This is a genomic window from Sphingobacterium sp. UT-1RO-CII-1 (assembly GCF_026711005.1).
Taxonomy (GTDB): Bacteria; Bacteroidota; Bacteroidia; order Sphingobacteriales; family Sphingobacteriaceae; genus Sphingobacterium.
The window spans coordinates 73,746-95,985 of sequence record NZ_JAPPVJ010000003.1 but is presented as its reverse complement, the minus strand read 5'-3'; the positions used below and the strand labels follow the sequence as shown (position 1 = coordinate 95,985).

The 22,240-nt window shown below is 35.5% G+C and carries 22 protein-coding genes; 11 read left to right on the top strand and 11 right to left on the bottom strand.

Annotated features, from left to right (window positions below; all coding sequences use genetic code 11):
• Positions 1-135 precede the first annotated feature (135 nt).
• On the top strand, positions 136-1,101 hold the full coding sequence (locus ORI89_RS07890; protein WP_268229918.1) for a bile acid:sodium symporter family protein: 966 nt from the start codon (positions 136-138) through the stop codon (positions 1,099-1,101).
• A gap of 101 nt (positions 1,102-1,202) precedes the next feature.
• Here the strand turns inward: ORI89_RS07890 and ORI89_RS07885 are convergent, their stop codons facing one another.
• From ORI89_RS07885 to ORI89_RS07850, 8 genes are all read right to left on the bottom strand, one after another.
• Complete coding sequence (locus ORI89_RS07885) at positions 1,203-1,739, bottom strand: OmpH family outer membrane protein (protein WP_268229917.1); 537 nt, start codon at positions 1,737-1,739, stop codon at positions 1,203-1,205.
• Between the two features lie 101 nt (positions 1,740-1,840).
• A complete protein-coding gene (locus ORI89_RS07880; RefSeq protein ID WP_268229916.1) occupies positions 1,841-2,374 on the bottom strand; it encodes an OmpH family outer membrane protein in 534 nt (177 codons plus the stop codon).
• A 98-nt stretch (positions 2,375-2,472) separates the two neighbouring features.
• Positions 2,473-5,049 (bottom strand): outer membrane protein assembly factor BamA, encoded by a 2,577-nt coding sequence (bamA, locus tag ORI89_RS07875; protein WP_268229915.1) that lies wholly within the window; start codon positions 5,047-5,049, stop codon positions 2,473-2,475.
• 121 nt (positions 5,050-5,170) lie between these two features.
• Positions 5,171-5,908, bottom strand: a complete 738-nt coding sequence (locus ORI89_RS07870) for an isoprenyl transferase (RefSeq protein ID WP_268229914.1) — start codon at positions 5,906-5,908, stop codon at positions 5,171-5,173.
• Positions 5,909-5,931: 23 nt separating this feature from the next.
• Positions 5,932-6,777, bottom strand: a complete 846-nt coding sequence (porG, locus tag ORI89_RS07865) for a type IX secretion system protein PorG (RefSeq protein WP_268229913.1) — start codon at positions 6,775-6,777, stop codon at positions 5,932-5,934.
• 73 nt (positions 6,778-6,850) lie between these two features.
• Complete coding sequence (locus tag ORI89_RS07860; RefSeq protein WP_268229912.1) at positions 6,851-7,744, bottom strand: NAD kinase; 894 nt, start codon at positions 7,742-7,744, stop codon at positions 6,851-6,853.
• Positions 7,745-7,800: 56 nt separating this feature from the next.
• The gene (locus ORI89_RS07855) at positions 7,801-8,463 is read right to left on the bottom strand and encodes a CBS domain-containing protein (RefSeq protein WP_268229911.1); all 663 of its coding nucleotides are present in this window, start codon (positions 8,461-8,463) and stop codon (positions 7,801-7,803) included.
• A gap of 186 nt (positions 8,464-8,649) precedes the next feature.
• Positions 8,650-9,216 carry a YqgE/AlgH family protein gene (locus ORI89_RS07850; RefSeq protein ID WP_268229910.1) on the bottom strand — a complete coding sequence of 189 codons (567 nt, stop codon included), beginning with the start codon at positions 9,214-9,216 and terminating at the stop codon, positions 8,650-8,652.
• 129 nt (positions 9,217-9,345) lie between these two features.
• On the opposite strand from ORI89_RS07850, the gene pdxH reads away from it, so the two are divergent.
• From pdxH to ORI89_RS07830, 4 genes are all read left to right on the top strand, one after another.
• Positions 9,346-9,999: a pyridoxamine 5'-phosphate oxidase gene (gene pdxH, locus ORI89_RS07845; protein ID WP_268229909.1), complete on the top strand. Its 654-nt coding sequence runs from the start codon at positions 9,346-9,348 to the stop codon at positions 9,997-9,999.
• A gap of 5 nt (positions 10,000-10,004) precedes the next feature.
• The gene (locus ORI89_RS07840; protein ID WP_268229908.1) at positions 10,005-10,496 is read left to right on the top strand and encodes an NADH-quinone oxidoreductase subunit C; all 492 of its coding nucleotides are present in this window, start codon (positions 10,005-10,007) and stop codon (positions 10,494-10,496) included.
• Positions 10,497-10,501: 5 nt separating this feature from the next.
• On the top strand, positions 10,502-11,692 hold the full coding sequence (locus ORI89_RS07835) for an NADH-quinone oxidoreductase subunit D (RefSeq protein ID WP_268229907.1): 1,191 nt from the start codon (positions 10,502-10,504) through the stop codon (positions 11,690-11,692).
• 292 nt (positions 11,693-11,984) lie between these two features.
• Positions 11,985-13,322: a dihydroorotase gene (locus ORI89_RS07830; protein WP_268229906.1), complete on the top strand. Its 1,338-nt coding sequence runs from the start codon at positions 11,985-11,987 to the stop codon at positions 13,320-13,322.
• 195 nt (positions 13,323-13,517) lie between these two features.
• Here ORI89_RS07830 and ORI89_RS07825 read toward each other — a convergent pair whose 3' ends face one another.
• From ORI89_RS07825 to mazG, 3 genes are all read right to left on the bottom strand, one after another.
• Entirely contained in the window at positions 13,518-14,132 is a 615-nt protein-coding gene (locus ORI89_RS07825) for a deoxynucleoside kinase (protein WP_268229905.1), read from the bottom strand.
• Between the two features lie 54 nt (positions 14,133-14,186).
• Positions 14,187-15,188 (bottom strand): tryptophan--tRNA ligase, encoded by a 1,002-nt coding sequence (trpS, locus tag ORI89_RS07820; protein WP_268229904.1) that lies wholly within the window; start codon positions 15,186-15,188, stop codon positions 14,187-14,189.
• A gap of 124 nt (positions 15,189-15,312) precedes the next feature.
• Entirely contained in the window at positions 15,313-16,122 is an 810-nt protein-coding gene (mazG, locus tag ORI89_RS07815; RefSeq protein ID WP_268229903.1) for a nucleoside triphosphate pyrophosphohydrolase, read from the bottom strand.
• A gap of 131 nt (positions 16,123-16,253) precedes the next feature.
• On the opposite strand from mazG, the gene ORI89_RS07810 reads away from it, so the two are divergent.
• From ORI89_RS07810 to ORI89_RS07785, 6 genes are all read left to right on the top strand, one after another.
• Complete coding sequence (locus ORI89_RS07810) at positions 16,254-16,817, top strand: Crp/Fnr family transcriptional regulator (RefSeq protein WP_268229902.1); 564 nt, start codon at positions 16,254-16,256, stop codon at positions 16,815-16,817.
• Positions 16,818-17,072: 255 nt separating this feature from the next.
• Entirely contained in the window at positions 17,073-18,467 is a 1,395-nt protein-coding gene (locus ORI89_RS07805) for a TolC family protein (RefSeq protein ID WP_268229901.1), read from the top strand.
• Position 18,468: 1 nt separating this feature from the next.
• Positions 18,469-19,425 (top strand): HlyD family secretion protein, encoded by a 957-nt coding sequence (locus ORI89_RS07800; protein WP_268229900.1) that lies wholly within the window; start codon positions 18,469-18,471, stop codon positions 19,423-19,425.
• Between the two features lie 57 nt (positions 19,426-19,482).
• Positions 19,483-20,649 carry an ABC transporter permease gene (locus ORI89_RS07795; RefSeq protein WP_268229899.1) on the top strand — a complete coding sequence of 389 codons (1,167 nt, stop codon included), beginning with the start codon at positions 19,483-19,485 and terminating at the stop codon, positions 20,647-20,649.
• A gap of 25 nt (positions 20,650-20,674) precedes the next feature.
• Complete coding sequence (locus ORI89_RS07790) at positions 20,675-21,085, top strand: GNAT family N-acetyltransferase (protein WP_268229898.1); 411 nt, start codon at positions 20,675-20,677, stop codon at positions 21,083-21,085.
• 495 nt (positions 21,086-21,580) lie between these two features.
• Positions 21,581-22,183: an RNA polymerase sigma factor gene (locus ORI89_RS07785; RefSeq protein ID WP_268229897.1), complete on the top strand. Its 603-nt coding sequence runs from the start codon at positions 21,581-21,583 to the stop codon at positions 22,181-22,183.
• The last annotated feature ends 57 nt before the right edge of the window (positions 22,184-22,240 follow it).

Below are 22,240 nucleotides of genomic sequence, written 5' to 3'. Positions count from 1 at the left end.
ATTTACGTTTTTTCAAGAATTGTTTACTGGAACGAACTGTAATATTCATGATAGTTTAAAATTTAAGAGGGGTGGTGAGTTTGTGGGGGAATAACAAATGTGTAGGTTTGTCCTTTGTTTGAAAATTAATTCTCTATGAAAATTAAATTGGATGGTTTTATTATTGCCTTATGTGTGTCGATCGCTATAGGGTATTTTTTCCCTGAATTGTATACCGCCGGAGAAGGAATTTATTTTTCTTGGATTACTACAATTGGGGTCTCGCTTATTTTTTTCTTCTATGGTCTAAAATTAAGTTTTGGCCAAATTAAACAAAGCTTAAAAAACTGGAAGGTGCATGTATTAATACAGTTTGCAACCTTTGTCTTATTCCCTTTGCTAGTTCTTCCTTTTTACCCACTCGTTCAGAGTGATATACAGCATAGCTTTTGGCTTTCCTTTTTGTTTTTGGCAGCATTACCATCTACGGTCTCATCTTCCGTTGTCATGGTTTCTATAGCCCGGGGGAATATTCCGTCTGCTATTTTCAATGCTAGTATATCGGGGCTAATAGGTATTGTTATTACACCTTTGTGGATGCAGTTCTTTTTGGAGTTTGGTGAATTAAATGTTTTTAAAGATGTGTATTGGGGTTTAATCCGTGAGATCATTATTCCTGTGTTTTTAGGGATGATTTTACAGAAATTCTATGGTAGTTGGGCTCTGCGTAACTCGAAAAATATCAGCTTATTTGATAAAGTTGTTATTTTATTGATTGTCTACGGAAGCTTTGCCGAGTCTTTTGTGAGTGGAGTATTTAATACGGTAGATGCTAATTATTTAATTTTAGTGCTGATAGGTTCGATTGTTTTATTTTTTGTGATCTATGGTCTCTTATTTCTTTTGGTTAAATATGTTTTTAGATTTGATATAGAAGATCAGATTACTGTTTTGTTTTGTGGCTCTAAAAAGTCGTTAACCCATGGTTCTGTTTTTGGTAAATTTCTTTTTGTTAATTCGCCTAATGCTGGTCTACTTTTTCTTCCACTAATGATATTTCATGCCTTTCAAATACTTATTGTTACGATTATTGCTCAACGCTATCATAAAAGAGTAGATTAAGAGGCCTTCATTAATAGTATAATGAAGAAGAATTTTACATAAAATAAAAGAGCCGTAGTATATTATATATTACGGCTCTTTTATTTTATGTAAAAAAGATATTATTCTTTAATATTCAGCTTTGTTTTAACGTCTGCTGTAATATCTTCACCACCATCAAAGTATAAAACGTTTCCGTTTGATGTATCTAATACATAAGCAAATCCTTTTTCTTTAGCAACGGCATTAATTGCTGTCATTACTTTTGTTTGAATAGGGCTTAATAGTTCTTGTTGTTTTTTGCCAACTTCTTCTTGAGCTATACGCTGATTTTCTTGCATGCGCTGCTCCATATCTTGAAGTTCTTGACCTAAAGTTTGTAATTCTGCATCTACTGCCTCTCTGTTTGCCTCACTACGATTTCTCAATTTCTCATTTGCTTCATTCTGTTTTTGTTGAAACATTTGAAACATATCCTGAAGTTCTTTTGTCTTCGTATCATTTAATGTTTTCAATTGCTCATTTGCTGCTTTGAACTCTGCTGTCAGCTGGAAAACATCATCGGCATTAACATGTCCGATTTTTTGCTGAGCACTAGCATATTGAGCGCTTAAAAAAACAACTGCCGCTACAGCTACATTTCTAAATAAATTTCTCATCCTTCTAATTTTAAACTTTTTGCACACATCTTCTGCTAGTGTACACTGTTTTGTAATAATATAATGTTAATAATTAATTTGCAAATTTAGTATAATTAGAATTATTTACCCAATTCCGGATCGGGTTTAAAACCAAGTTTTGTAATGATATCATTACTTTTATCTAATTTCGGGTTAGCGAATAGAAATGTTACTTCACTTGTTTTATCCAATATAAGATCTAATCCTTGATTATTAGCAATATCTTGAATTGCTTTAGCAACACGATCCTGCACTGGTTTTACTAAACGGATACGTTCTTTGTATAGGTCGCCTTCATATCCAAATTTCTGTCTTTGAAATTCTTTGACTTGTTTTTCTTTATTAACAATCTCATCTTCACGACGACGTCTCATATCATCATTTAATAAAACTTGATCATTTTGATAAGCTTTATACAGTTTTTCAATTTCACCGTATTGTTTATCCACTTCTTCTTGCCAGTTTGTTGCTAAATCATCCAAGTGCTTTTGAGCAGAAACATATTCAGGAATATGTTTTAAGATGTAATCAGAGTCTACATAAGCGAAGCGTTGTGAAAAAGCTGCGGTAACGGAAAAGGCTACAAAAGCGAAGATAAATACTATTTTTTTCATGATCTCTACTACTTATTAGGTTCTATCTTATATTAAGTAAGACGGAACGGTTTAATTATTTTATTCTTTTTATTATGACAATTATTATTCCATTAAGTTTAAAAACCACCCATATTTTGCATAATACTGAATGTGAAGCTCTGTTTCCAGTCGCTAGAACGTAATCCAGGGATTGGGTCAAATGCGTGACCGTAGTCTATTCCTAGCATTCCAAAAATTGGCAGGAATATACGTGCTCCAAAACCGGCCGAACGACGCATTTTGAATGGGTTTACTTCATCAAATTTATTCCAAGTATTACCAGCTTCAGCAAAAGCCATGACGAATAGGGTTGCTTGTTCGTTTAGCATAACAGGGTGACGTAATTCTACTTGATATTTAGCATAGATAGGGCTACCTGATCTTGTTGCCCGCATTTCATAGCCATTTGGCGTCGATTCTGGAATAATTGCACCGCTATAATAACCACGCATAGCAATAATCTCTGAACCTTGTAAATAATCGAAACCTTGCATACCGTCCCCACCTAATTTAAAACGTTCAAACGTTGAAGTAGGTGTGCGCTGTGTATAGTTGCCTAAATACCCAAACTGTGCTTGTGTTTTTAAGACTAACTTGCCCGCAATTTTAGTATACCATTGACTATCAAATTTCCATTTGTGATATTCAGTCCATTTTTGTTTTACATGTTCAGGATCTGTCTCATAGTTGATATTATTCCAAGATGAGTATGGTGGAGTTAATTGAACCGAAAAGCGCAGGTGAGAACCGGATGTTGGGTATATAGGAGCATCAACTGAGTTTCTACTTATTTCCTGTGTTATATTAATATTATAAGCTGTTCCGTTGTCAAAAGAGAAATAACCAGCATAATTCTGTAATTTATAACGCTGGAACGATAACGATGTATTCACCTGAAAATAGTTGTCAGGCCATTGTAAGCGTTTACCTAAAGTTGCAGTAACCCCCGTCATCCAAATACGGTTTAGCTCGGAATCTTTCACCATTTGTTGGCCTGTATAGTAGTTGAAACCACCGTATGATGAACTTGATGTATAAGCGCTTAAGCCAAAGTAGATTGGTTTTTTACCACCTAGCCATGGTTCAGAAAAGGAGAAACTATAAGATTGATAGCGTTTTCCTGATGTTTGTCCCCGTATACTTAGTTTTTGACCATCACCACGTGGTAGGGGCTTCCATGCATCTTTTTTGAAGAAGTTACTTGTCGAAAAGTTGTTGAATGTTAGCCCTAAAGTTCCGATAACCTGTCCAGCTCCATAACCTCCTGAAAGCTCTACCTGATCAGAAGGTTTTTCTGCAACGGTGTACTCTAAATCTGTTGTTCCTTCTTCATAATTCAGGTTTGTTGGGCTTGGGTTTATTTTTTGTTCATCAAACATCCCAAGTTGGGATATTTCACGCACACTTCGCATTAATAGCTCCCGGGAGAACTTTTGACCAGGTTTCGTGTATATGGATCTTAATAAGACACGGTCGTTAGTAACATCATTTCCTTTAATAATCACATTATTAATCGTGAATTGTTTACCTTCATTTAATACAATTTCAACATCAATTGTGTCATTATAAATTCTTTTAATGATGGGCTGAACAGTGAAAGTTAAATAACCATCGTTTTGATATACAGCACTTAGTTCATCACTTGCTCTTGTTGGACCAGATAGTTTGGTGTTTAGTTTTTCTTCACTATAAACATCTCCCTTTTCCATGCCTAGGATAATGTTTAAAACAGAGTCTGTATATTTAGAGTTTCCTGACCACTCTATATTACCAAGATAATAGCGTGGGCCTTCGTAAATATTGACATATATATCGACACGTTTATCGCTGTACTTTACTACACTATCTGAGAGTATTTCAGCATCACGATAGCCTTGGTCTTGTAATTTAGCGATTAGGTTTTCTTTAGCTTCTTTATATTTGTCGTCTTTAAATTTTCCAGGGCCAAAAATACGGGTCCATTTCTGAGGTTTTATACCTTTCATGTATTTCGTAAGTTTTTTCTCTGAAAATTTTTCATTTCCATCAAAATGTACTTTGTGAACTTTGATTTTTTTGTTTTTGTTTACATCAACTAATACAATTTCATTATTAGCCTGAGCGCTATCTTTTTCTGTTTTTATTTTTATATCAGGGTAAAGAAAAGATTTTTCGCGCAAAAACTTTTGAACCGTTGCTTCTGTCGTTTTAATAAGATTATCGTTGACAATTTTTCCCGTACTTGTGTTTAATCTTTTACGAATCTCCTCTGTTTCTCCCTTTTTAAGACCGTTAATATCAATACGTGTTAAACGGGGGCGTTCTTGAACGCGTATTTCGAGATAGATTTTTTCATCCTCTATGCGGGTAGCATATAATTGGACATCATCAAATAAATTTTGTGCCATTAATGTTTTAATAACATTAGCAGTGACTTCACTTGGCACCTCAATATATTGACCCACGACTAATTTTGAAATCGTAATTAACACGTCATTATCTAAGTACTGAGTTCCTGAAACGCGGACGTCACCAATGATATAATTCTTGGGGTCTAAGTAGCTTATTTCGTTTGGGTCGTTTAAATTAATAGGATTATTTCCTCTAACCTGAGCAGACAGTTGCTGCGCTCCCAAAAGTATAGTTAGTGTTAATAGCTTTATTATATGCTTCATTTATTCTGTTTTCTCGGTGCTAAAGTACACCAATCTCTTGTTAATTTTTGTTAAAAGAAAATTCTTGCGACAGAACCTAATTGCTAGGTCTTTAACTGATTGAGCAAAGGTAAAATAAATATTACAATTGTTCGCTTGTTTTGCCAAATCTTCTTTCTCGATGTTGATAGTTATAAATTGCTTCAAAAAGATGCTCTCGTTTGAATTCGGGCCACATAATGTCTAGAAAGCAAAACTCTGTATATGCCATTTGGTAGAGTAAATAGTTGCTTATTCTTTGCTCCCCGCTGGTTCTTATCATGAGATCAGGGTCGGGTAAATCGGCCGTAGACAAATTATTACTAATCGTTTGCTCGCTTATATCTTCGATTTTTAATGTTCCATCTTGTACTTGTTGTATTATTGATTTTGTGGCGTCTACTATTTCCGTTCTTGATCCATAGCTTAATGCTAGGGTAAGTACGCATTTGCTATTATTAGCGGTGAGCGCTATGGTGTCTTTCAGTTTAGCCTGGCAATGTGTGGGGAGATCTGTAATTTTCCCTATGGTATTTAAGCGAATACCATTTTTCATGAATGTGGCAGTCTCTTTGGTTAGTGTATTAACCAGTAGTTCCATGAGGGCTTTTACTTCCAGTTTAGGGCGATTCCAATTTTCTGATGAGAAGGCATAAAGCGTAAGATGTTTTACACCTATTTCTACGCATCCTTCCATAGCTTCACGGACTGCAGATACCCCATTTTTATGACCGAATATTCTTAATTTACCTATTCCTTTTGCCCATCGACCATTGCCATCCATAATAATAGCGATGTGACTGGGTAAGTTTTCTTTATTTAATTTTTCCTTGAAATTCATTTTTCAAATACTTAAAAATGGATTTAATTCCACCAATAGCAGCGTGGGCTGATAAATGTAAAAGTCAATGTTATGCCAGCTGTCATATAACCGTCCCTTTTGCCTCCGTCACCTCTTGGTTTCCCATAATAATCAGCTGGGTTTTCACCAGTGGGAAAAGCAATAGCGAACCATTCTTGAGAGGTTAAACCTGGAGGAGGATTCGGGGGAGTATTAGTTTCTAGATTTCCTCTAACTCCCTCTGCTTGATCTTTATTGGGGTAATTACTTGATATATTATCAAGATCATTGTTGAATGCTGTTCTATAACCTAATTCTGCCCCAAGTGACCATGGACCTTTTATATTATACTTAAAGCCGATCCCGAAAGGGATAGCTAAAGCTGTTTTACTTATGTTGTTATTTTGTTGTAGTTGTAAGTCTGCGAGTTTTATTGTTTCACCATCTTTAAATTTGACATAGGGGTTATGTGTGATCCCTGCTAAGCCAGCAAAAATATAAGGCGTATACCTATTTAATTCTCGGCCTGCAATGAACCTGAAAAAGTTGAAATTTGCCCGTAAGGATACTTCATTTACTTTGTTGCTAAAGCTTTGACCGCGTGCGTTTCTATAGGCGTTTTTATCGTCAAAATCAGAGGCGTGTAGGTGTATGTAATTGTAAGAAAGTTGAAAGCCCCATGTTGGGTTTAGGTTGTAAGTGGTGTTTATACCACCAGTTCCACTTTTGAAATACAAAGGATTGCTTGGGTTAATATCTCCCATAAAACCAGTTATGCCGGCATGGGCACCTACTTCCCATTGCTGTGCAAGAACAGTTTTATTGAAAAAAAAAGCTGTACAAATAATAATGCAAATGAAATGTTTCAATTTCAGATTTTTTGTTGTAAAGATAGTTGTTTACGGTAATATAAAAGTATTAATTGTTGTTAAATAACGGTTGTTAGTAGTTGCGTACATCTAAACCCCATAGTAATTTTTCCCTCAATGTACTGAAATAGCTGACTGTTTCTAATCGTATCAGGTTGATGTTAAAAGGTGCTCTTTCAATTTTAAGTTTTGTGTTTGTAGATAAGGTTTCTGTTTTTGAATCGCAGCTTACTATATATTGTTCTTCGCGACTTTCAATTTCTAACTCCAATCTACTGTCAGCGGAAATAATAATAGGACGTACATTTAAGTTGTGGGGTGCAATTGGGGTGATCACAAAATTTCCACTTCCGGGCATAATGATGGGACCTCCACAGCTTAATGAATATGCCGTGGATCCGGTTGGTGTGGCTATAATAATGCCATCGGCCCAATATGAGTTAAGTAGTTCTCCATCTAGGGTTACATTAATCGTAATCATCGGGGAAGAGCCGTGTCTAAATATTGTTATATCATTGAGTGCGAAATTTTCTTCGCCAAAAATATGTTGATCGTGACCTGTTACTTGAAGTAGCTCTCTTGTTTGTAGTTTGTAATTATTGTCGAATATGGCATCGAGTGCAGTGGCAATTTCTGTTTTATGGATGGATGCTAAAAAGCCTAAGCGTCCAAAGTTAATCCCTGCTATAGGGATGTTGGAATCCCTAACTTGTGAGACTGCGGAAAGCATTGTGCCATCACCACCTAAACTTAAAAAAAAAAGAGTGTTTTCTGGAAGGTCGCGATAATTGTAATACAGTAATAAATCGTCTGCACACTTAATTTTTGTTTGGAGAAACTTATAGAAATCAGCATGTATATATATAGCAACTTCTTTGTCTTTCAAATAGCTAAACAACTGTTGTACATAAGGGATTACTGATGGGTTAAACTCACGTCCATATATCGCTATGGTTCTTTTTTTCATGCGTTAATTTTGTTTACAATAACATAGACAAAGATGCTAAAAAATTAGCCGATTCCTTATATGTTGAGGTAATTCATCAGTATGTCATAGCGTTCTTGTATTTCAGAATCTTGTTTTACATCGTCAAATGTAGCTTTGACTATATAATTATATCTCCATAATGAGGCAATCAGTGAGGCTATGTTTTGTTTGTTTACTTTAATAGTAAGCAATGTCTTTGTGCTATCAGGGATGTCATTCGCAGACATGTTAAGTATTTTAATATCTTCGGACTCTATTATGTGGGCAATTTGAGCAAAAGAAATGTCTTTTTGTTCAAGTTCAAGTATAATGATTGCCCCCGAAACATTATTCCCTAAGGTTATATTCAGTTGGTTAACAAGATCATTAAGGGTAATTATTCCCAGGTAATAATTGTTTTTGTCTACTATAGGAAGTATCTCTAATTGATAGGCGCTGATATATTGAAGTGCTTCGTAAATATGTTGTTCAGCTTTCAAATATAGAAATTGTAAAGAAATCATGAGCGAGCCGACTGTTTTTTCAGGCTCGTGTGCTGATAATAAGTGATTTTCTGTAATAATTCCTAAAAAATCCTTCTCATCTACAACTGGAAGTTGTGCGGTATGTAATTCGGACATTTTATCAAGTGCGTAAGTAATTGTGTCACTTGATTTTAAATCATAATGGCCTTTTACTAAGATTTCGTTGATAAACATGGTGGGACCTCCTAATCCATTTAAAATTTTAGCGAATTGAGTTCAGCTGTTAACTTTTACAAGTTTATGCTAAAATAATTATAAACATTGGTAAGTAGAGAGTTTATTGCAAAAAATCTTTTAATTATGACACGATTTTGTTCTCTAATAGCATTTATGGAATTTTTGTTTATAGTGTTTTTTTTCTTAGTTGAGATGTGGGCTTCTCGGGAAATTGGCTACATGCGCATATTTAGGCCCTAGGCTTATCAGTGCTTGTTTCCAAAGATCTTCTCCGTCATTAAGCAGTAATATATCTGTCGGAAATTTGTTGTGGACTGCCCAACTATTTTGCTCTAACTCTACTTCTAGCTGTCCTGCTGCCCAGCCAGCATAGCCTATAAAAAATTTAATATCCTGTGGCTGTAAGATGTTTTCTTTGATAAGAAATAGCGTTTGGTCTAAGTTTCCGCCAAAGTATATATTTTCTATTAGTTCTTTACTATCCTCAATTTGATCTCCTTTATTATGTAAAAAAAAGAGACTATCTACACTTACCGGTCCTCCTATATATATAGGGAAGTCTTTACGTTCAAAGTTTGGTAAAACGTCACAAACATTGATGTTGGATTTATTGTTTAAGACTAAGCCAAATGTTTCATTGTTTTTGTCATGCTCACACAGAAGAATAACTGAGCGTTCAAAATTATGATCGAGCATGAAGGGCTCAGATAAAAGAAGACTTCCTTTGCGAGGTTTGAAAGTATTAAACATGCTGTTGTTCGTGTTAAAATATAAAGTTACTTTTAATATACTATATTGAAGACAATATAACAAGTTTTGTTATCTGTGAATATTAAACGGTTATTTTTTGTCTATTTTTGTCTTAATTAATGTTTTATTATGTCTATAACCCATAAAGAGATCGCTTCGATTCGTGATGAGTACTCGAGATTTAGCTTAACTGAAGCTGACGTAGTGGCTGATCCTATAGTACAGTTTCACGACTGGTTTAAACAAGCCCTAATGGCGGAGGTGCTAGAACCCAATGCCATGGCATTATCTACTATTAATAATGATGGTTTTCCTGTATCTCGGATTGTGTTATTAAAAGACATTAAACCCAGTGGTTTTAGTTTTTTTACAAATTATGAAAGTAACAAGGGGAAGGAGCTCTTGGTTAATAATAAAGTGAGCTTACTTTTTTTCTGGGCAGAGTTACAGCGACAAGTGCGATTAGAAGGAATGGTGGAAAAGCTCCCTGCGGAGGAGTCAGATGAGTATTTTGGAAGCCGACCCAGGGGCAGTAGAATAGGTGCAATTGCTTCATCTCAAAGTTCAAAGCTTGTTAGCAGAGAAGTTTTAGAAAATCGTGTTGCTCAGGTGACTAAAGAATATGAGGGGGTAGAAGAAATTCCCCGGCCTTCTTATTGGGGCGGATATCAGGTAAAACCTGTTCGTGTAGAGTTCTGGCAAGGGAGAAGTAGCCGTTTACACGATCGCTTGGTTTATACTTTAGAGAATGAAGACTGGATTATTAACAGAATAGCACCTTAGGTAATATGTTGAATGATATTGTTGAGAAAATCCATGAAAAATTTGGAGAGGGAGTTGTTGAGCGAATAGAAACCCAGCATTTACAGCCTATCTTAATTGTTAAAGCTGATTTTCTTTTGGATTTATGTTTGCACCTTCGTGATACTGAAGGGTTGTATTTTGACTTTCTTTCGAATATATCTGCTGTAGATTATTATCCGGAAGCGAAATTCGAAATTGTTTATCATCTTACTTCAATCCCTTATCAGAGGCAACTAGTGCTCAAAGTAGAGTTGTTTAACGACCGTAATCCGGATGGACTGCCTCAGGTTCCATCAGTTGCTCAGGTGTGGCGTACAGCTGATTGGCATGAACGTGAAGCATTTGATTTAATGGGTGTGTTTTTTAGTAATCACCCTGATTTGCGAAGAATATTATTACCAGACGATTGGCAGGGATATCCTTTACGTAAAGATTATAAGGATCCAGAGTCTTATCATGGGATAGCTATTAAATAAAAAAAATGTTAACGTATAATCAAGGGTACGAAAATTACAAGAAAAGAATTGCTGCTGTAAGTCCGCAAGAAATGGTAATTAATATGGGACCTCAGCATCCCTCTACGCATGGGGTTCTTCGTCTAGAATTGATTACTGATGGAGAGCTGGTAAAGGATATTATTCCTCACTTAGGCTATTTGCATCGTTGTTTTGATAAACATGCAGAGTCTATGAGTTATACGAAAACAATACCTTTTACAGATCGTCTAGACTACTTGTCTTCCATGAATAATAGCCATGCTTTCGTAATGGGTGTAGAGCGCATGCTTGGTATAGACAAAGAAATACCTAAGCGTATTGAATACATTCGTGTTTTGGTTTGTGAGTTAAATCGGATTGCTTCACACTTAATAGCTATAGGTACGTATGGTATTGATATTGGAGCGTTCACACCATTTATGTGGTGTTTTAGAGATCGGGAGCATATTATGAATATGCTGGAATGGGCTTCTGGTTCACGGATGTTGTATAATTATATTTGGATAGGTGGATTGTTTTATGATTTACCTGTAGGTTTTGAGGATCGTTGCCGTGACTTTATAAGTTATTTTAAACCAAAGCTTGTCGAGTTAGATGATTTATTGTCAACAAATCAGATTTTTATATCTCGAACTGCTAATATAGGTGTGTTACCAGCCGATGTGGCAATTAATTATGGCTGTAGCGGTCCAATGTTGCGTGCGTCTGGTATTAAATGGGACTTGAGACGTATTGATGCCTACTCGGTTTATCCTGAAATAGAATTTGATATTCCAATTGGGAAGGGAGAGATGGGGGCTGTAGGTGATTGTTGGGACCGGTATAAGGTGCGGGTGGATGAAGTCAAAGAATCGGTACATATCATTGAGCAATGTTTAGATAGATTACTGTCGGATTTTAAAAGAATGCCTGATTTTGACCCTCGCGCTTTGGTTCCTAAAAGAATTAATATTAAGCCACAAGAATATTACATTAGGGCAGAAAACCCCAAAGGGGAGTTAGGCTTTCACTTCGTTACGCAGGAACGATCTGATATTCCAAGGCGTGTAAAATCCAGAGGGCCAAGTTTTAATAATCTTTCTGTTCTTCCTGAAATAGGCAAGGGACAGCTTATTTCAGATCTCATTTCTATTCTGGGATCGATAGATATTGTGCTAGGAGAGGTGGATAGATAGTAAATGATTGACAAAACTATATTGCGTTATTGTTATAAAATTATTAGATTTGTGTTCTCATAATTTAAGTTTATAATTGGTTAATAGAGAAGCTCGTTATCTCCCGATAGCGGGCTTTTTCTATTTAAAAAGTTAGTATACTTACTTTTTAAACACCTTGCACAGATTACTATTTAAGTGTTTTAAAAGTCTTGTTAAAATTGGTCTTAATTTTTGAAGGTTTTAAATAGTGTTGTTTCATATTATTAAAGATTTAGTTTTTTATCTTTGTTAAGTAAATAATCATCATACCATGTCATCTATTCTTATAAAATCAGCTACACTTGTTAATGAAGGTCAAACAATAATTACGGATGTGTATATTAGTCAGGGCCGTATTGAAAAAATAGCAAGAGATATCAGGATGCCCGCTGACCGAATAATTAATGCTGAGGGTTTACACTTGTTTCCAGGCTTAATTGATGATCAGGTGCATTTTAGAGAGCCGGGACTCACCTATAAGGCAGATATTTGGCATGAGAGTAGGGCGGCAGTTGCAGGAGGAACTACTTCTTTTATGGAAATGCCTAATACAGTTCCCAATACCCTGACTCAAGGTCTTTTACAAGATAAATACGATATTGCTGCAGATAGATCTTTGGCTAACTACTCTTTTTATATGGGGGCAGGTAATGATAATCTGAAAGAGGTCTTAAAAACTAATCCTAGAGATGTTTGTGGAATCAAAGTTTTTATGGGGTCTTCTACAGGTAATATGTTGGTTGATAATGAACAGACTTTAGAACAGATTTTTGAACATGCGCCTACTCTCATTGCTGTTCATTGTGAGGATGAAGAAACGATTCGTAACAACACGCAAAAAGCAATTGCTGAATTTGGAGAGGAAAATTTAAATATTGCAATGCACCCAATTATACGTTCCACAGAGGCTTGTTTTCTTTCCTCCTCTAAGGCGGTTAAGCTGGCTAAAAAGCATGGAGCCCGTTTGCATATATTACATATTTCCAGTGCTAAAGAAACTACACTTTTTGACAACTCTATTCCGTTGTCTGACAAGAAAATTACTGCAGAGGCTTGTGTACATCATATGTGGTTTTCAGACGAGGATTACGAAACTAAGGGGAATTTTATAAAATGGAATCCGGCAGTAAAAACAAGTGCAGATAGAGATGCTATTTTAGACGCTGTTCTTGATGGACATATTGATGTAATAGCGACGGATCATGCGCCACATACATTAGCTGAAAAGGAACAAGTCTATTCGAAAGCTCCATCTGGGGGCCCTTTAGTCCAGCATGCGCTTCAAGCATTACTCGATCTATATAAGCAGGGGAAGCTAACTTTGGAACAACTGGTGGAGAAAACGGCTCATAATACGTCGATATTGTTTCAGATAGAGAATAGGGGCTTTGTACGCGAAGGATATTGGGCCGATTTGGTTTTGGTTGATCTGAACAAACCATATACAGTGACCAAAGAGAATATACTATCGAAATGTGGCTGGTCGCCATTTGAAGGGCATACATTTTCTTCCAGTATAATATTTACTATTGTGTCAGGTAATATTGCTTATGAAGATGGGGAAATCTGTGAGGTTGGAACCGGGCATCGTTTACTTTTTAATCGTTAATCTCGATTTTATTTGTCTTTTAGTTGAAGGGTGTTTATAATGAATCCTGTAAACGAAAAGTCGTGTAGTATTATTTCGTGCTTGAAAGAAGGGTAAAGGTTAGATCAATAAAATAAAAGGACGAAGAGGTTGTTTGTAAGGTTACAACATTTTCTATCGTTATATTTAAAATACAACGATAGAAAATGTAATAATTTAAAATAGCCCAAACATTTTAGCTTCTACTTTTTCAATAATATGGCCAAGATCTTCTGGGTTGTTTGTGAAATCTAAGTTATCCTTGTCTAGAACGAGAAGTTTGCCTTCCGTATAATTATTTATCCACTTATCGTATTTATCGTTTAATTTTGAAAGGTAGTCTAAACGTATTGCCGACTCGTAGTCACGCCCTCTTTTTTGTATGTTATTGACTAAAGTAGGAACAGAAGCTTTAAGATAGATTAATAGATCAGGAGGCTTTATATAATGCACTATACTTTGGAAAATATTGCTGTAGTTCTCGAAATCACGAGCGCTCATTAGCCCCATGTCGTATAGATTTTCAGCAAAAATATAAGCATCCTCATAGATAGTTCTATCTTGAATCATATTGATATCTCTACTCTGTAGATCCACAATATGTCTAAATCTACTGTTTAGGAAGAATATCTGTAAGTTAAATGCCCAGCGCTTCATGTCCGCGTAGAAGTCTTCTAGGTAGGGATTGTTTTCTACCGCTTCATACTGTGGTTCAAAGTTTAAATGACGTGCCAAGAGCTCTGTTAAAGTGGTTTTTCCTGCTCCAATATTACCTACAATGGCTATATGCATTTGTGCGAAAATTTAAATAGATAAGTAAAATGTTTTTGTTTTAAGTCTGCTTTCTTAATATAGCTTTTTTATTCCAATAATTTCGCGTACTTCCTTTAGTGTTTTTCTGGCACTTTCTCCTGCTTTTTCAGCCCCTATGCGTATAACTTTTTGAACATATTCTTCATCAGCAGAGATTGCTTCAATACGAGAGCGCACTGGTTCTGTTGCTAGTACCATATCTTCGGCTAATTGTTTTTTAAAATCACCGTATCTAATTTCACATTTATTATATAATTCATTGAAATGCTCTACTGTATCAGGTGTTGATACGATAGACATCAAATCAAATAGATTTTGAATAGATTCGGGTTTTGGTTGATTCATTTCTGTCGGACCGGAGTCAGAAACAGCACGCATCACTTTTTTGCGGATAACCTCCGGCGTGTCACTCAAATATATACAGCTTGCGTCACCATTTGATTTACCCATTTTTCCATTCCCATCTAATCCGGGAATTTTGACTAATTTATCACTATATGAAAAAGCAAATGCTTCTTTAAAATAGTCAACATTATATAGCCTATTAAAGCGATTTCCAAATGTACGTGTCATTTCGAGGTGTTGTTCCTGGTCTTTACCTACGGGCACTTTAGTAGCATGGTGTATTAAGATATCACAGGCCATTAATACGGGATAGGTAACTAAACCAGCATTCACGTTGTCGGGGTTGTCTCTGACTTTGTCCTTGAATGCTGCAGCACGCTCTAGCTCTCCGAGATAGGCATTCATATTCATGTACAGGTAAAGCTCGGCTACCTCAGGTACATCTGATTGAATATAAATTGTAGATTTTTCAGGATCTATTCCTGCTGCTAAGTATTCCATAACTACTTGTCTTACCGTACGGCTTAAATCGCCAGGAGTAGGGTGGGTGGTTAGGGAATGCAAATCAGCTATAAAAAAGAAGCAATTGTAGTCGTTTTGCATTTTAACAAAGTTGCTCAGTGCTCCGTAGTAATTTCCTAAGTGTAATTTCCCGGTACTTCTAATACCGCTCACAACAGTTTCCTTCATGGTGCTAAATTACAATTTTATTGCTAAATAAATATACAGGTTGGATTTTAGTTGGGCTAAATAAAGAAGTATAAAACCCTTTGTTTATCTGTTATAATCAATTATAATTTTATATATAACTTAGTTATAAGTTATGTTTTTTTGCATCGTTCCAATAACGATCCATCTCCTCTAAAGTCATATCCTGTAATGTTACGTTTTTTTCAGCTGCTCTTTGTTCTATATATGAAAAGCGTTTGATGAATTTCTTGTTTGTGCGTTCTAATGCATTTTCAGGATTGATGCCTAAATGTCGGGCATAGTTAATTAACGAAAATAGTAAATCTCCAAATTCGGCCTCCGCATTGTTATGATCAATTTGGTCTCTATCTTCCAGATTAAACTCGTTTTTAAACTCATTTAGTTCTTCTTCTACTTTTTTCCATACTTCCCCCTTGTCCTTCCAGTCAAAACCTACGCCTCTAACTTTATCCTGTATACGATAAGCTTTTACTAAAGCAGGTAGACCTTTGGGAACACCTTCCAGCACCGATTTTTTGCCTTCTTTTAACTTTATAGTTTCCCAGTTGGTTTTGACCTGTTCATCAGTTTGAGCTTGCGCTTCGGCATAAATATGTGGGTGCCTGGTGATCAGTTTGTCACATACTGCATTAAGTACGTCGACTATGTTAAATTGTTGTTCCTCATCTGCTATTTTTGCATAAAACAGAAGATGCATCATTACATCGCCGAGTTCATTTTTTATTTCCTTATAGTCTTTTTCTAGAATAGCATCAGTTAACTCGTACATTTCTTCGATAGTTAAGTGTCTCAAGGATTCCATCGTTTGTTTTCGATCCCAGGGACAGGCTATGCGCAGGGTGTCTAGAATAGTAATTAATCGGTCAAAGGCTTTGGGAGCTGTTTTTTGAATTGCTGGGATGGGATATGGCATTGTGTTTTATTGTTTGTAATGAGTTAATGCTCATCAAAAATACAAAAACATTATGAATGATGGTAAGATCTCTTTCCATGGTTTTGTTGGTTGAGGAGAAATAATTGCTGAAAATAAGTTAATTTAGCTGTATGCAACTGATACCCTATCTAAAAGCAAATTTTGGCTTAGATGATACTGTTCTGCAACAGTTTGACATGGCGACTAGTACTAAGAAATTTACTCGTAAGCAGATCGTACTGGAGACAGGTCATTATTCGAAAAATGTTTTTTTTGTTGAAAGTGGGTTGGTACGTTTGTTTTATTATAAGGGAGGAAGAGATATAACACATTTCTTTTTCGGAGAAAAACGTTTTTTAGCAACCTCAGAAAGTGTGTTTTATAATAACGCTTCAATTTATGGGATAGAAGCTGTAGAGGATTCTATTATTAGAATTATTCCCTATTCTCTAATTGAAGAACTTGCTGCAGATTCGATTGCAGTTAATAAACTTATACAGTCTATCTTATTGGAGTCTTTAGTTGCTTTTTCTTCTCGTTTGCACGCTTTGCAATTTGAAAGTGCTCAGGAGCGTTATCATCAATTATTGAGAAGTAACCCTGATATTCTACTTCGCGCTCCTTTAGGTGATATCGCTTCTTATTTGGGCGTGTCGCAACAGACTTTGAGTGTCATTCGCAGTCAGCGAAAATAATAAATATTGAAATTTTTTATCGCTTTAGAATATTCAATCAAAATGAATGGCATTAATCCTTCATTAAAAGTCATATATTTTTCTTTATGAAACTTTAGTTTTGCTATTTTTAACTTGTACAATTGTTTTGTATGCTAAAAAATAGTTTTTTTGTCGTATAATCGCATGAAATGTATATTACTTATTTTTTTAAGATATCTGAAAAAAAGTAAATCTAATTAAGGCGATATTTGTTTGCTTAATAAAAAGGTAATAATGGTGAGTAAAAATAGGAGTTGGTTTTTTCTGGCTTTAGCTGTTGTTTTATTTGGGGATAGTGTTTTGGCGCAAGAGATTATTGATCCCCAGATAAAAGGGGTTATTCAGCAATCTTTTCATAATAATAATACATTAAAGCTTAAATCTCTTGATGTCGATAAAAGTGTGTTAGAGGCGGAAGGAGTTCGTTCAAATAAACTTCCACATGTATCTGCTACTGGTGTTTATGGTTATATGAATGCTACTGGAGGTTTAGATTTGCCAACATTAGATATTCCTATTTTAAATATGGCTTTGTTTGAGGGGGTGTCTGATTTTAAGATGAGTTCACAATTTCTTCGGGCTGGGGTTTCTGTACGTCAGGCTATTTTTACTGGCTTACAAATACCGAATGGTGAAAAGGCTTTACAGGAAAAAACGAACGCCCAGCGCTTATTAGTGGATGCGAGTAAAGAGACTATTGCGAAAGAGGTAATAACAAGCTTCGATCAAGTGATGTTATTAGGTCAGGTTGATAAGTTAATTGTTGATTCGGAAAAAAGATTGCTTAAAGAACAACTAAAAGTTAATAAAGCAATAGATAATGGGTTGGCAATACCTTATGACCGTGATAAATTGAAGTTGGCTATTTTGGAGCTTGAGGAAAAAAAGATTGAATTACAGGGGAATCGTATTTTGTTACTTGAAAAGATTCGACAAGATACGGGTGTTTCTTTAGCTGAATTAGAACAGATAGTTTATGAGCTTTTGCCTATTCTGATTGATGATATGCCGTTAGATGTATCGGAACGCGCAGAACTTAAGGCTTTGGACGCTTCAGGCAAAGCTTATGAGTACCTTTACAAGAAAGAACAGGGAAGCTATTTGCCTACTGTTTTTGCCTTTGGCTCAGCAAGTTATTTTAATATGTTTAATAGTAATTTGACATTGAAAGACAAGCCATTAGTGGGAGATATAGATATGAAGTCAAACTCGTTGAAATTGAGGCCAAATCTGCTGTTAGGTGTTGGAGTTAAATGGGATATCTTCACAGGAGGGGAGAGGAAAAATAAAATTCAACAGGTTAGAATCGAGCAATTAATAAACGATACTAAAAAAAATGAAGCTGAGGAGAAATTGAGTTTGCTGTTGAGTAAGAATAAGATACAATATGATACAAATAATCAAAAAATTAAGGTCGGTGATCAGCAATTAAAGGTTGCAGAGAATAATTTGGATATTGCGTCACGTCAATATGCAGCAGGATTAATTGATATTACTGAGTTTTTAGCTTCTGAAAATGATTGGTATAAGGTTAATTTAGCATATTATAGTAATGTTATTCAGCAGCGTTCGGCTGCTATAGAATTGCTACATACATCGGGTAGGTTGTTATATACGATAAATAATTAAGATGAAAGGTATTTATATATTAGGAGTTGTTTTGTTGTTTGTTTCTTGTGGACAAGAAGTGGTAAACACTACTTTTGAAGGTAAGGTGGAGCGTGATCAAATCACAGTGGTTACTAAAGTTCCTGGAAAGATAGAGCGTATTCTTGTGCAAGAGGGAGATATTGTACAAGCGGGAGATACGTTAGCTGTGTTAGATATCCCGGAGTTAGATGCAAAAAAAGAACAAGCATTAGGCGCATTACAGTCTGCAGATGCACAGTATAATATGGCTTTAAAAGGAGCAACAGCTGGGCAATTAGTACAGCTTCAGGCTAAAGTCGCCGGATTAAAAGAACAGTATGAGTTTGCTAAAAAATCGATTGACCGATTAGAGAATTTGTTGAAAGATAGTTTGATTTCGCAGCAAAATTTTGACGAGACCTATGCTAAATACCAAGGAGCAAAAAATCAGTACTTAGCTGCAAAGGCTGAAATAGAAGAGGTGAGTAATGGTGCGCGTTATGAACAGCAGGTTATGGCATTGGGGCAGAAGGAACGTGCGCAAGGGGCTGTCTCTGAAGTGCAAATCGCAGCACAGGAGAAATATTTGATTGCTCCTCAATTGATGGAGGTCGAGAGTATAAATTTAAAAATTGGAGAACTGGCTATGGCGGGGTATCCGATTATTAATGGATCAGTACAAAATTCGACTTTTTTTCGCTTTACTTTGCCAGAGGATAAAGTTGGTAGATTAAAAAAAGGAGATGAAGTTACTGTAAGTTTACCTTATTTAGATAATAGACAAGTACAGGGAAGGGTGGTAGCTATTAAAGCACTTAACTCTTACGCTAATATAGCTACAGCTTATCCAGACTATGAAAATCAGTTAGCCGTTTTTGAGGTTAAAATTATACCAAAAGATAATGAAAATGCGAATAGCTTGTTGACAAAAACTCTGGCTATTTTAAAAATTGATTGACCTTAATAGTAATGAGGTTAAGAGTGAAAGTATTATAATGATTTCAAACTTTATACAGTGAGAAAATTTTTAGGATTATTAGGGCGAGAGTTTAAGCTTTTTTTCGACAATAAAGTATTGATGATGCTTTTTTTGGGAGCTCCAGTGCTTTATGCCGTATTAATTGGTAGTGTTTATCAGAAAGGCAAAGTTGTGGAGATGCCTATCGTTGTTGTAAATGAGGATAGCGGCCCCATGAGCGAAACTTTCATTGATATGTTGAATGACAATGAAAGTGTGCATATTGCCCGTATATTACCTTCTTTATTTAACTCTAAAGATGTCGCTATTGATCATGAGGCTACGACAATTGTACATATCCCTCGTAACTTTTCAGCTGATGTTCAGCAGAGCCGTTTACCTGAAATTACGATATTTGTTGATGGTGCGAATACTTTAACTTCAAATACAGCTATGATGGCTGTTAATATCGTAGCAACAACTATGAAGGCGGGTGTGCTTATACAATCACAAATGAAAAAAGGAGTGCCTGAATATATTGCTTCGCAGCAATTTGAACCGTTTAAGACGACAATTGTTAGACAGAATATTCGAAGTGGCAATTATCTCTACTTTATGTTACCGGGTGTGCTGATTACTGTTTTGCAGCAAGTATTGTTATTGGGTTTGGCCCTGTCATTTTCTACTGAATTTGAGAAAAATACATTTGGAGAATTAGTAAGCCGAATGTCCAATCCGTTTGGTCTTATTTTAGTTAAAGTATTACCTTACTTATTGATGTCCGTTGGTATTTTGGTGTTTTATTGGCTTATGAGTTTTTATTATAAAGTGCCTTTACATACCGATTTTTGGTGGTTTATACTGTGTACTTTTGTATTTATTTTGGCAGCTTCTTTGATCGGTATTTTAGTGAGCATTGCTATTCCTTCTCAACTTAAAGCCACAGAAATATTGATGGTTGTTGCAACTCCAGCTTTTATTTTGAGTGGTTTCACGTGGCCATCTAGTTTGATGCCTAGTTGGGTGCAATGGATTGCTGATGCAATTCCTACTACTCATTATTTACGAATTTATAGAATGTTATTTGTGCAGCAAGCTGACTTATATCATACTTACCGGCCTTTAATTATTCTTTCTATTATTTGTGCTGTTTGTTTATTTTTTTCTGTGTTATTATTGTTCATAAAAATGCGGAAATCAAGAAAAAATCAGTTGGCAGAATAATACTTCATATTTTTTATAATTGTTGATGATGAATTATAGGGTTGTTTATCAGTTAATTGAGCCAGATGTGTATAGGCATCTTCGCGTAGCATGTGGTTTGTCTCCGAAATCAGCAGAAGCAGCGGAAATTGGTATAAGAAACTCACTTTGCTGTGTATTGGTCTTAAGTGAAAATGATGTTGTTGGGATGGGAAGATTAGTAGGTGATGGAGCTTGCCATTGTCAGGTTGTTGATATATGTGTATTGCCAGATCATCAGGGGCAAGGTTTAGGTAAACTTATTATGGGGAAGATAGAAGAGTTTATAGTGGATAATCTACCGGCCTCTTGTTATGTGAATCTAATTGCTGATGGTGAAGCTTATCGACTTTACGAGCAATATGGATTTAGTTCTGTATGGCCAGAATCTAGAGGAATGGGAAAGGTTATAAAGTAAGGCACACCAATGTGACCTGAAAAAACAATCTCTTTGTTGTTAGAAGGTTGTACAAGTTTTTGAAATATGCTAGCCCCGTAGTTGGGGCCTTGTAGTTTATAGCCATCTTGAACAATTTGTTCATTTTGCGAATTAAGGTACGAATGTGTTAATAGTATTGCTGTATGATCCTTATACTTTTTTGTGAGTTACCTTAGTTGCCGATTGTTCTCGACTCGATTGGCTGCTTGTCTTATCATCTGGGTTGATCTTTTCATTCTGTTCACCAAGGTCTCCTGTGCATAGGACAAGTTTTATATTTAAGTTATCAATATTTTCACTGATCCAGGTTATCATTAAGGAGAGAATAGGTTGGTTACGCTCATATTTGACGTAAGTTTGTGGGGCGGGTAGTTGTAAATTGTTGATTACCGTTTGTTCAGTTTATATAGTTTTTATTGGGTTCTATGTGTAAATAGAAATAATTGTTAAATTTGGTTTCCTAAGCTATGTGAAATGATCAGTGTCAAGCCTTCTGAAAAAGATATTATTCTCAAACTTAAGAAATCTGATGAGAAATCCCTCACGATTTTATATGAAAAATATAGTAGAAGAGTTTTTTCTCTTGCTATTTATATATTAAAAGATAAAGCTTGGAGTGAGGATGTTGTACAAGAAATTTTTCTACATCTTTGGGATAATCGGGAGAGTATTAATGAAGAAAAAGATATCTGGCTTTTATTATATATTATTACCAAACAAAAGTCACTAACTAAGCTCCGCTCAATGATGCGTTATGAGATCCATAAGCAACATCACTGGAATTTAATTAATGAATCATGTAGTTCGGTAGAAGAAGAGATTGCGTTTAATGATCTGAAAAGCAATTTAGAGAAAGCATTGAATAAATTAACGCCTACCCAGAAAGAGGTCTTTAATTTGAGTCGTTTCGAGGGACTTTCACATCAAGAGATAGCTGCTAAGCTTTCTATTTCACCTAACACAGTTAAAAACCATATGGTTGCAGCTTTAAAGAGTTTACGCGTTTATTTACAAGAAAATCAGTTCTTAGGAATTGTGATATTTTTGGGTTGCGAATTTATTTTTGATTTGATCTAGTCCTATCCCCTAGGCAGCGGCGTTCTTACTATAAATAACCATAATAGTAGAACCAAA

Coding starts and splice junctions, on each gene's coding strand:
- ORI89_RS07890 (WP_268229918.1), top strand. CDS start 136: ATGAAAATTAAATTGGATGGTTTTATTATTGCCTTATGTGTGTCGATC.
- ORI89_RS07885 (WP_268229917.1), bottom strand. CDS start 1,739: ATGAGAAATTTATTTAGAAATGTAGCTGTAGCGGCAGTTGTTTTTTTA.
- ORI89_RS07880 (WP_268229916.1), bottom strand. CDS start 2,374: ATGAAAAAAATAGTATTTATCTTCGCTTTTGTAGCCTTTTCCGTTACC.
- bamA (WP_268229915.1), bottom strand. CDS start 5,049: ATGAAGCATATAATAAAGCTATTAACACTAACTATACTTTTGGGAGCG.
- ORI89_RS07870 (WP_268229914.1), bottom strand. CDS start 5,908: ATGAATTTCAAGGAAAAATTAAATAAAGAAAACTTACCCAGTCACATC.
- ORI89_RS07860 (WP_268229912.1), bottom strand. CDS start 7,744: ATGAAAAAAAGAACCATAGCGATATATGGACGTGAGTTTAACCCATCA.
- ORI89_RS07855 (WP_268229911.1), bottom strand. CDS start 8,463: ATGTTTATCAACGAAATCTTAGTAAAAGGCCATTATGATTTAAAATCA.
- ORI89_RS07850 (WP_268229910.1), bottom strand. CDS start 9,216: ATGTTTAATACTTTCAAACCTCGCAAAGGAAGTCTTCTTTTATCTGAG.
- pdxH (WP_268229909.1), top strand. CDS start 9,346: ATGTCTATAACCCATAAAGAGATCGCTTCGATTCGTGATGAGTACTCG.
- ORI89_RS07840 (WP_268229908.1), top strand. CDS start 10,005: ATGTTGAATGATATTGTTGAGAAAATCCATGAAAAATTTGGAGAGGGA.
- ORI89_RS07835 (WP_268229907.1), top strand. CDS start 10,502: ATGTTAACGTATAATCAAGGGTACGAAAATTACAAGAAAAGAATTGCT.
- ORI89_RS07830 (WP_268229906.1), top strand. CDS start 11,985: ATGTCATCTATTCTTATAAAATCAGCTACACTTGTTAATGAAGGTCAA.
- ORI89_RS07825 (WP_268229905.1), bottom strand. CDS start 14,132: ATGCATATAGCCATTGTAGGTAATATTGGAGCAGGAAAAACCACTTTA.
- trpS (WP_268229904.1), bottom strand. CDS start 15,188: ATGAAGGAAACTGTTGTGAGCGGTATTAGAAGTACCGGGAAATTACAC.
- mazG (WP_268229903.1), bottom strand. CDS start 16,122: ATGCCATATCCCATCCCAGCAATTCAAAAAACAGCTCCCAAAGCCTTT.
- ORI89_RS07810 (WP_268229902.1), top strand. CDS start 16,254: ATGCAACTGATACCCTATCTAAAAGCAAATTTTGGCTTAGATGATACT.
- ORI89_RS07805 (WP_268229901.1), top strand. CDS start 17,073: ATGGTGAGTAAAAATAGGAGTTGGTTTTTTCTGGCTTTAGCTGTTGTT.
- ORI89_RS07800 (WP_268229900.1), top strand. CDS start 18,469: ATGAAAGGTATTTATATATTAGGAGTTGTTTTGTTGTTTGTTTCTTGT.
- ORI89_RS07790 (WP_268229898.1), top strand. CDS start 20,675: ATGATGAATTATAGGGTTGTTTATCAGTTAATTGAGCCAGATGTGTAT.
- ORI89_RS07785 (WP_268229897.1), top strand. CDS start 21,581: ATGATCAGTGTCAAGCCTTCTGAAAAAGATATTATTCTCAAACTTAAG.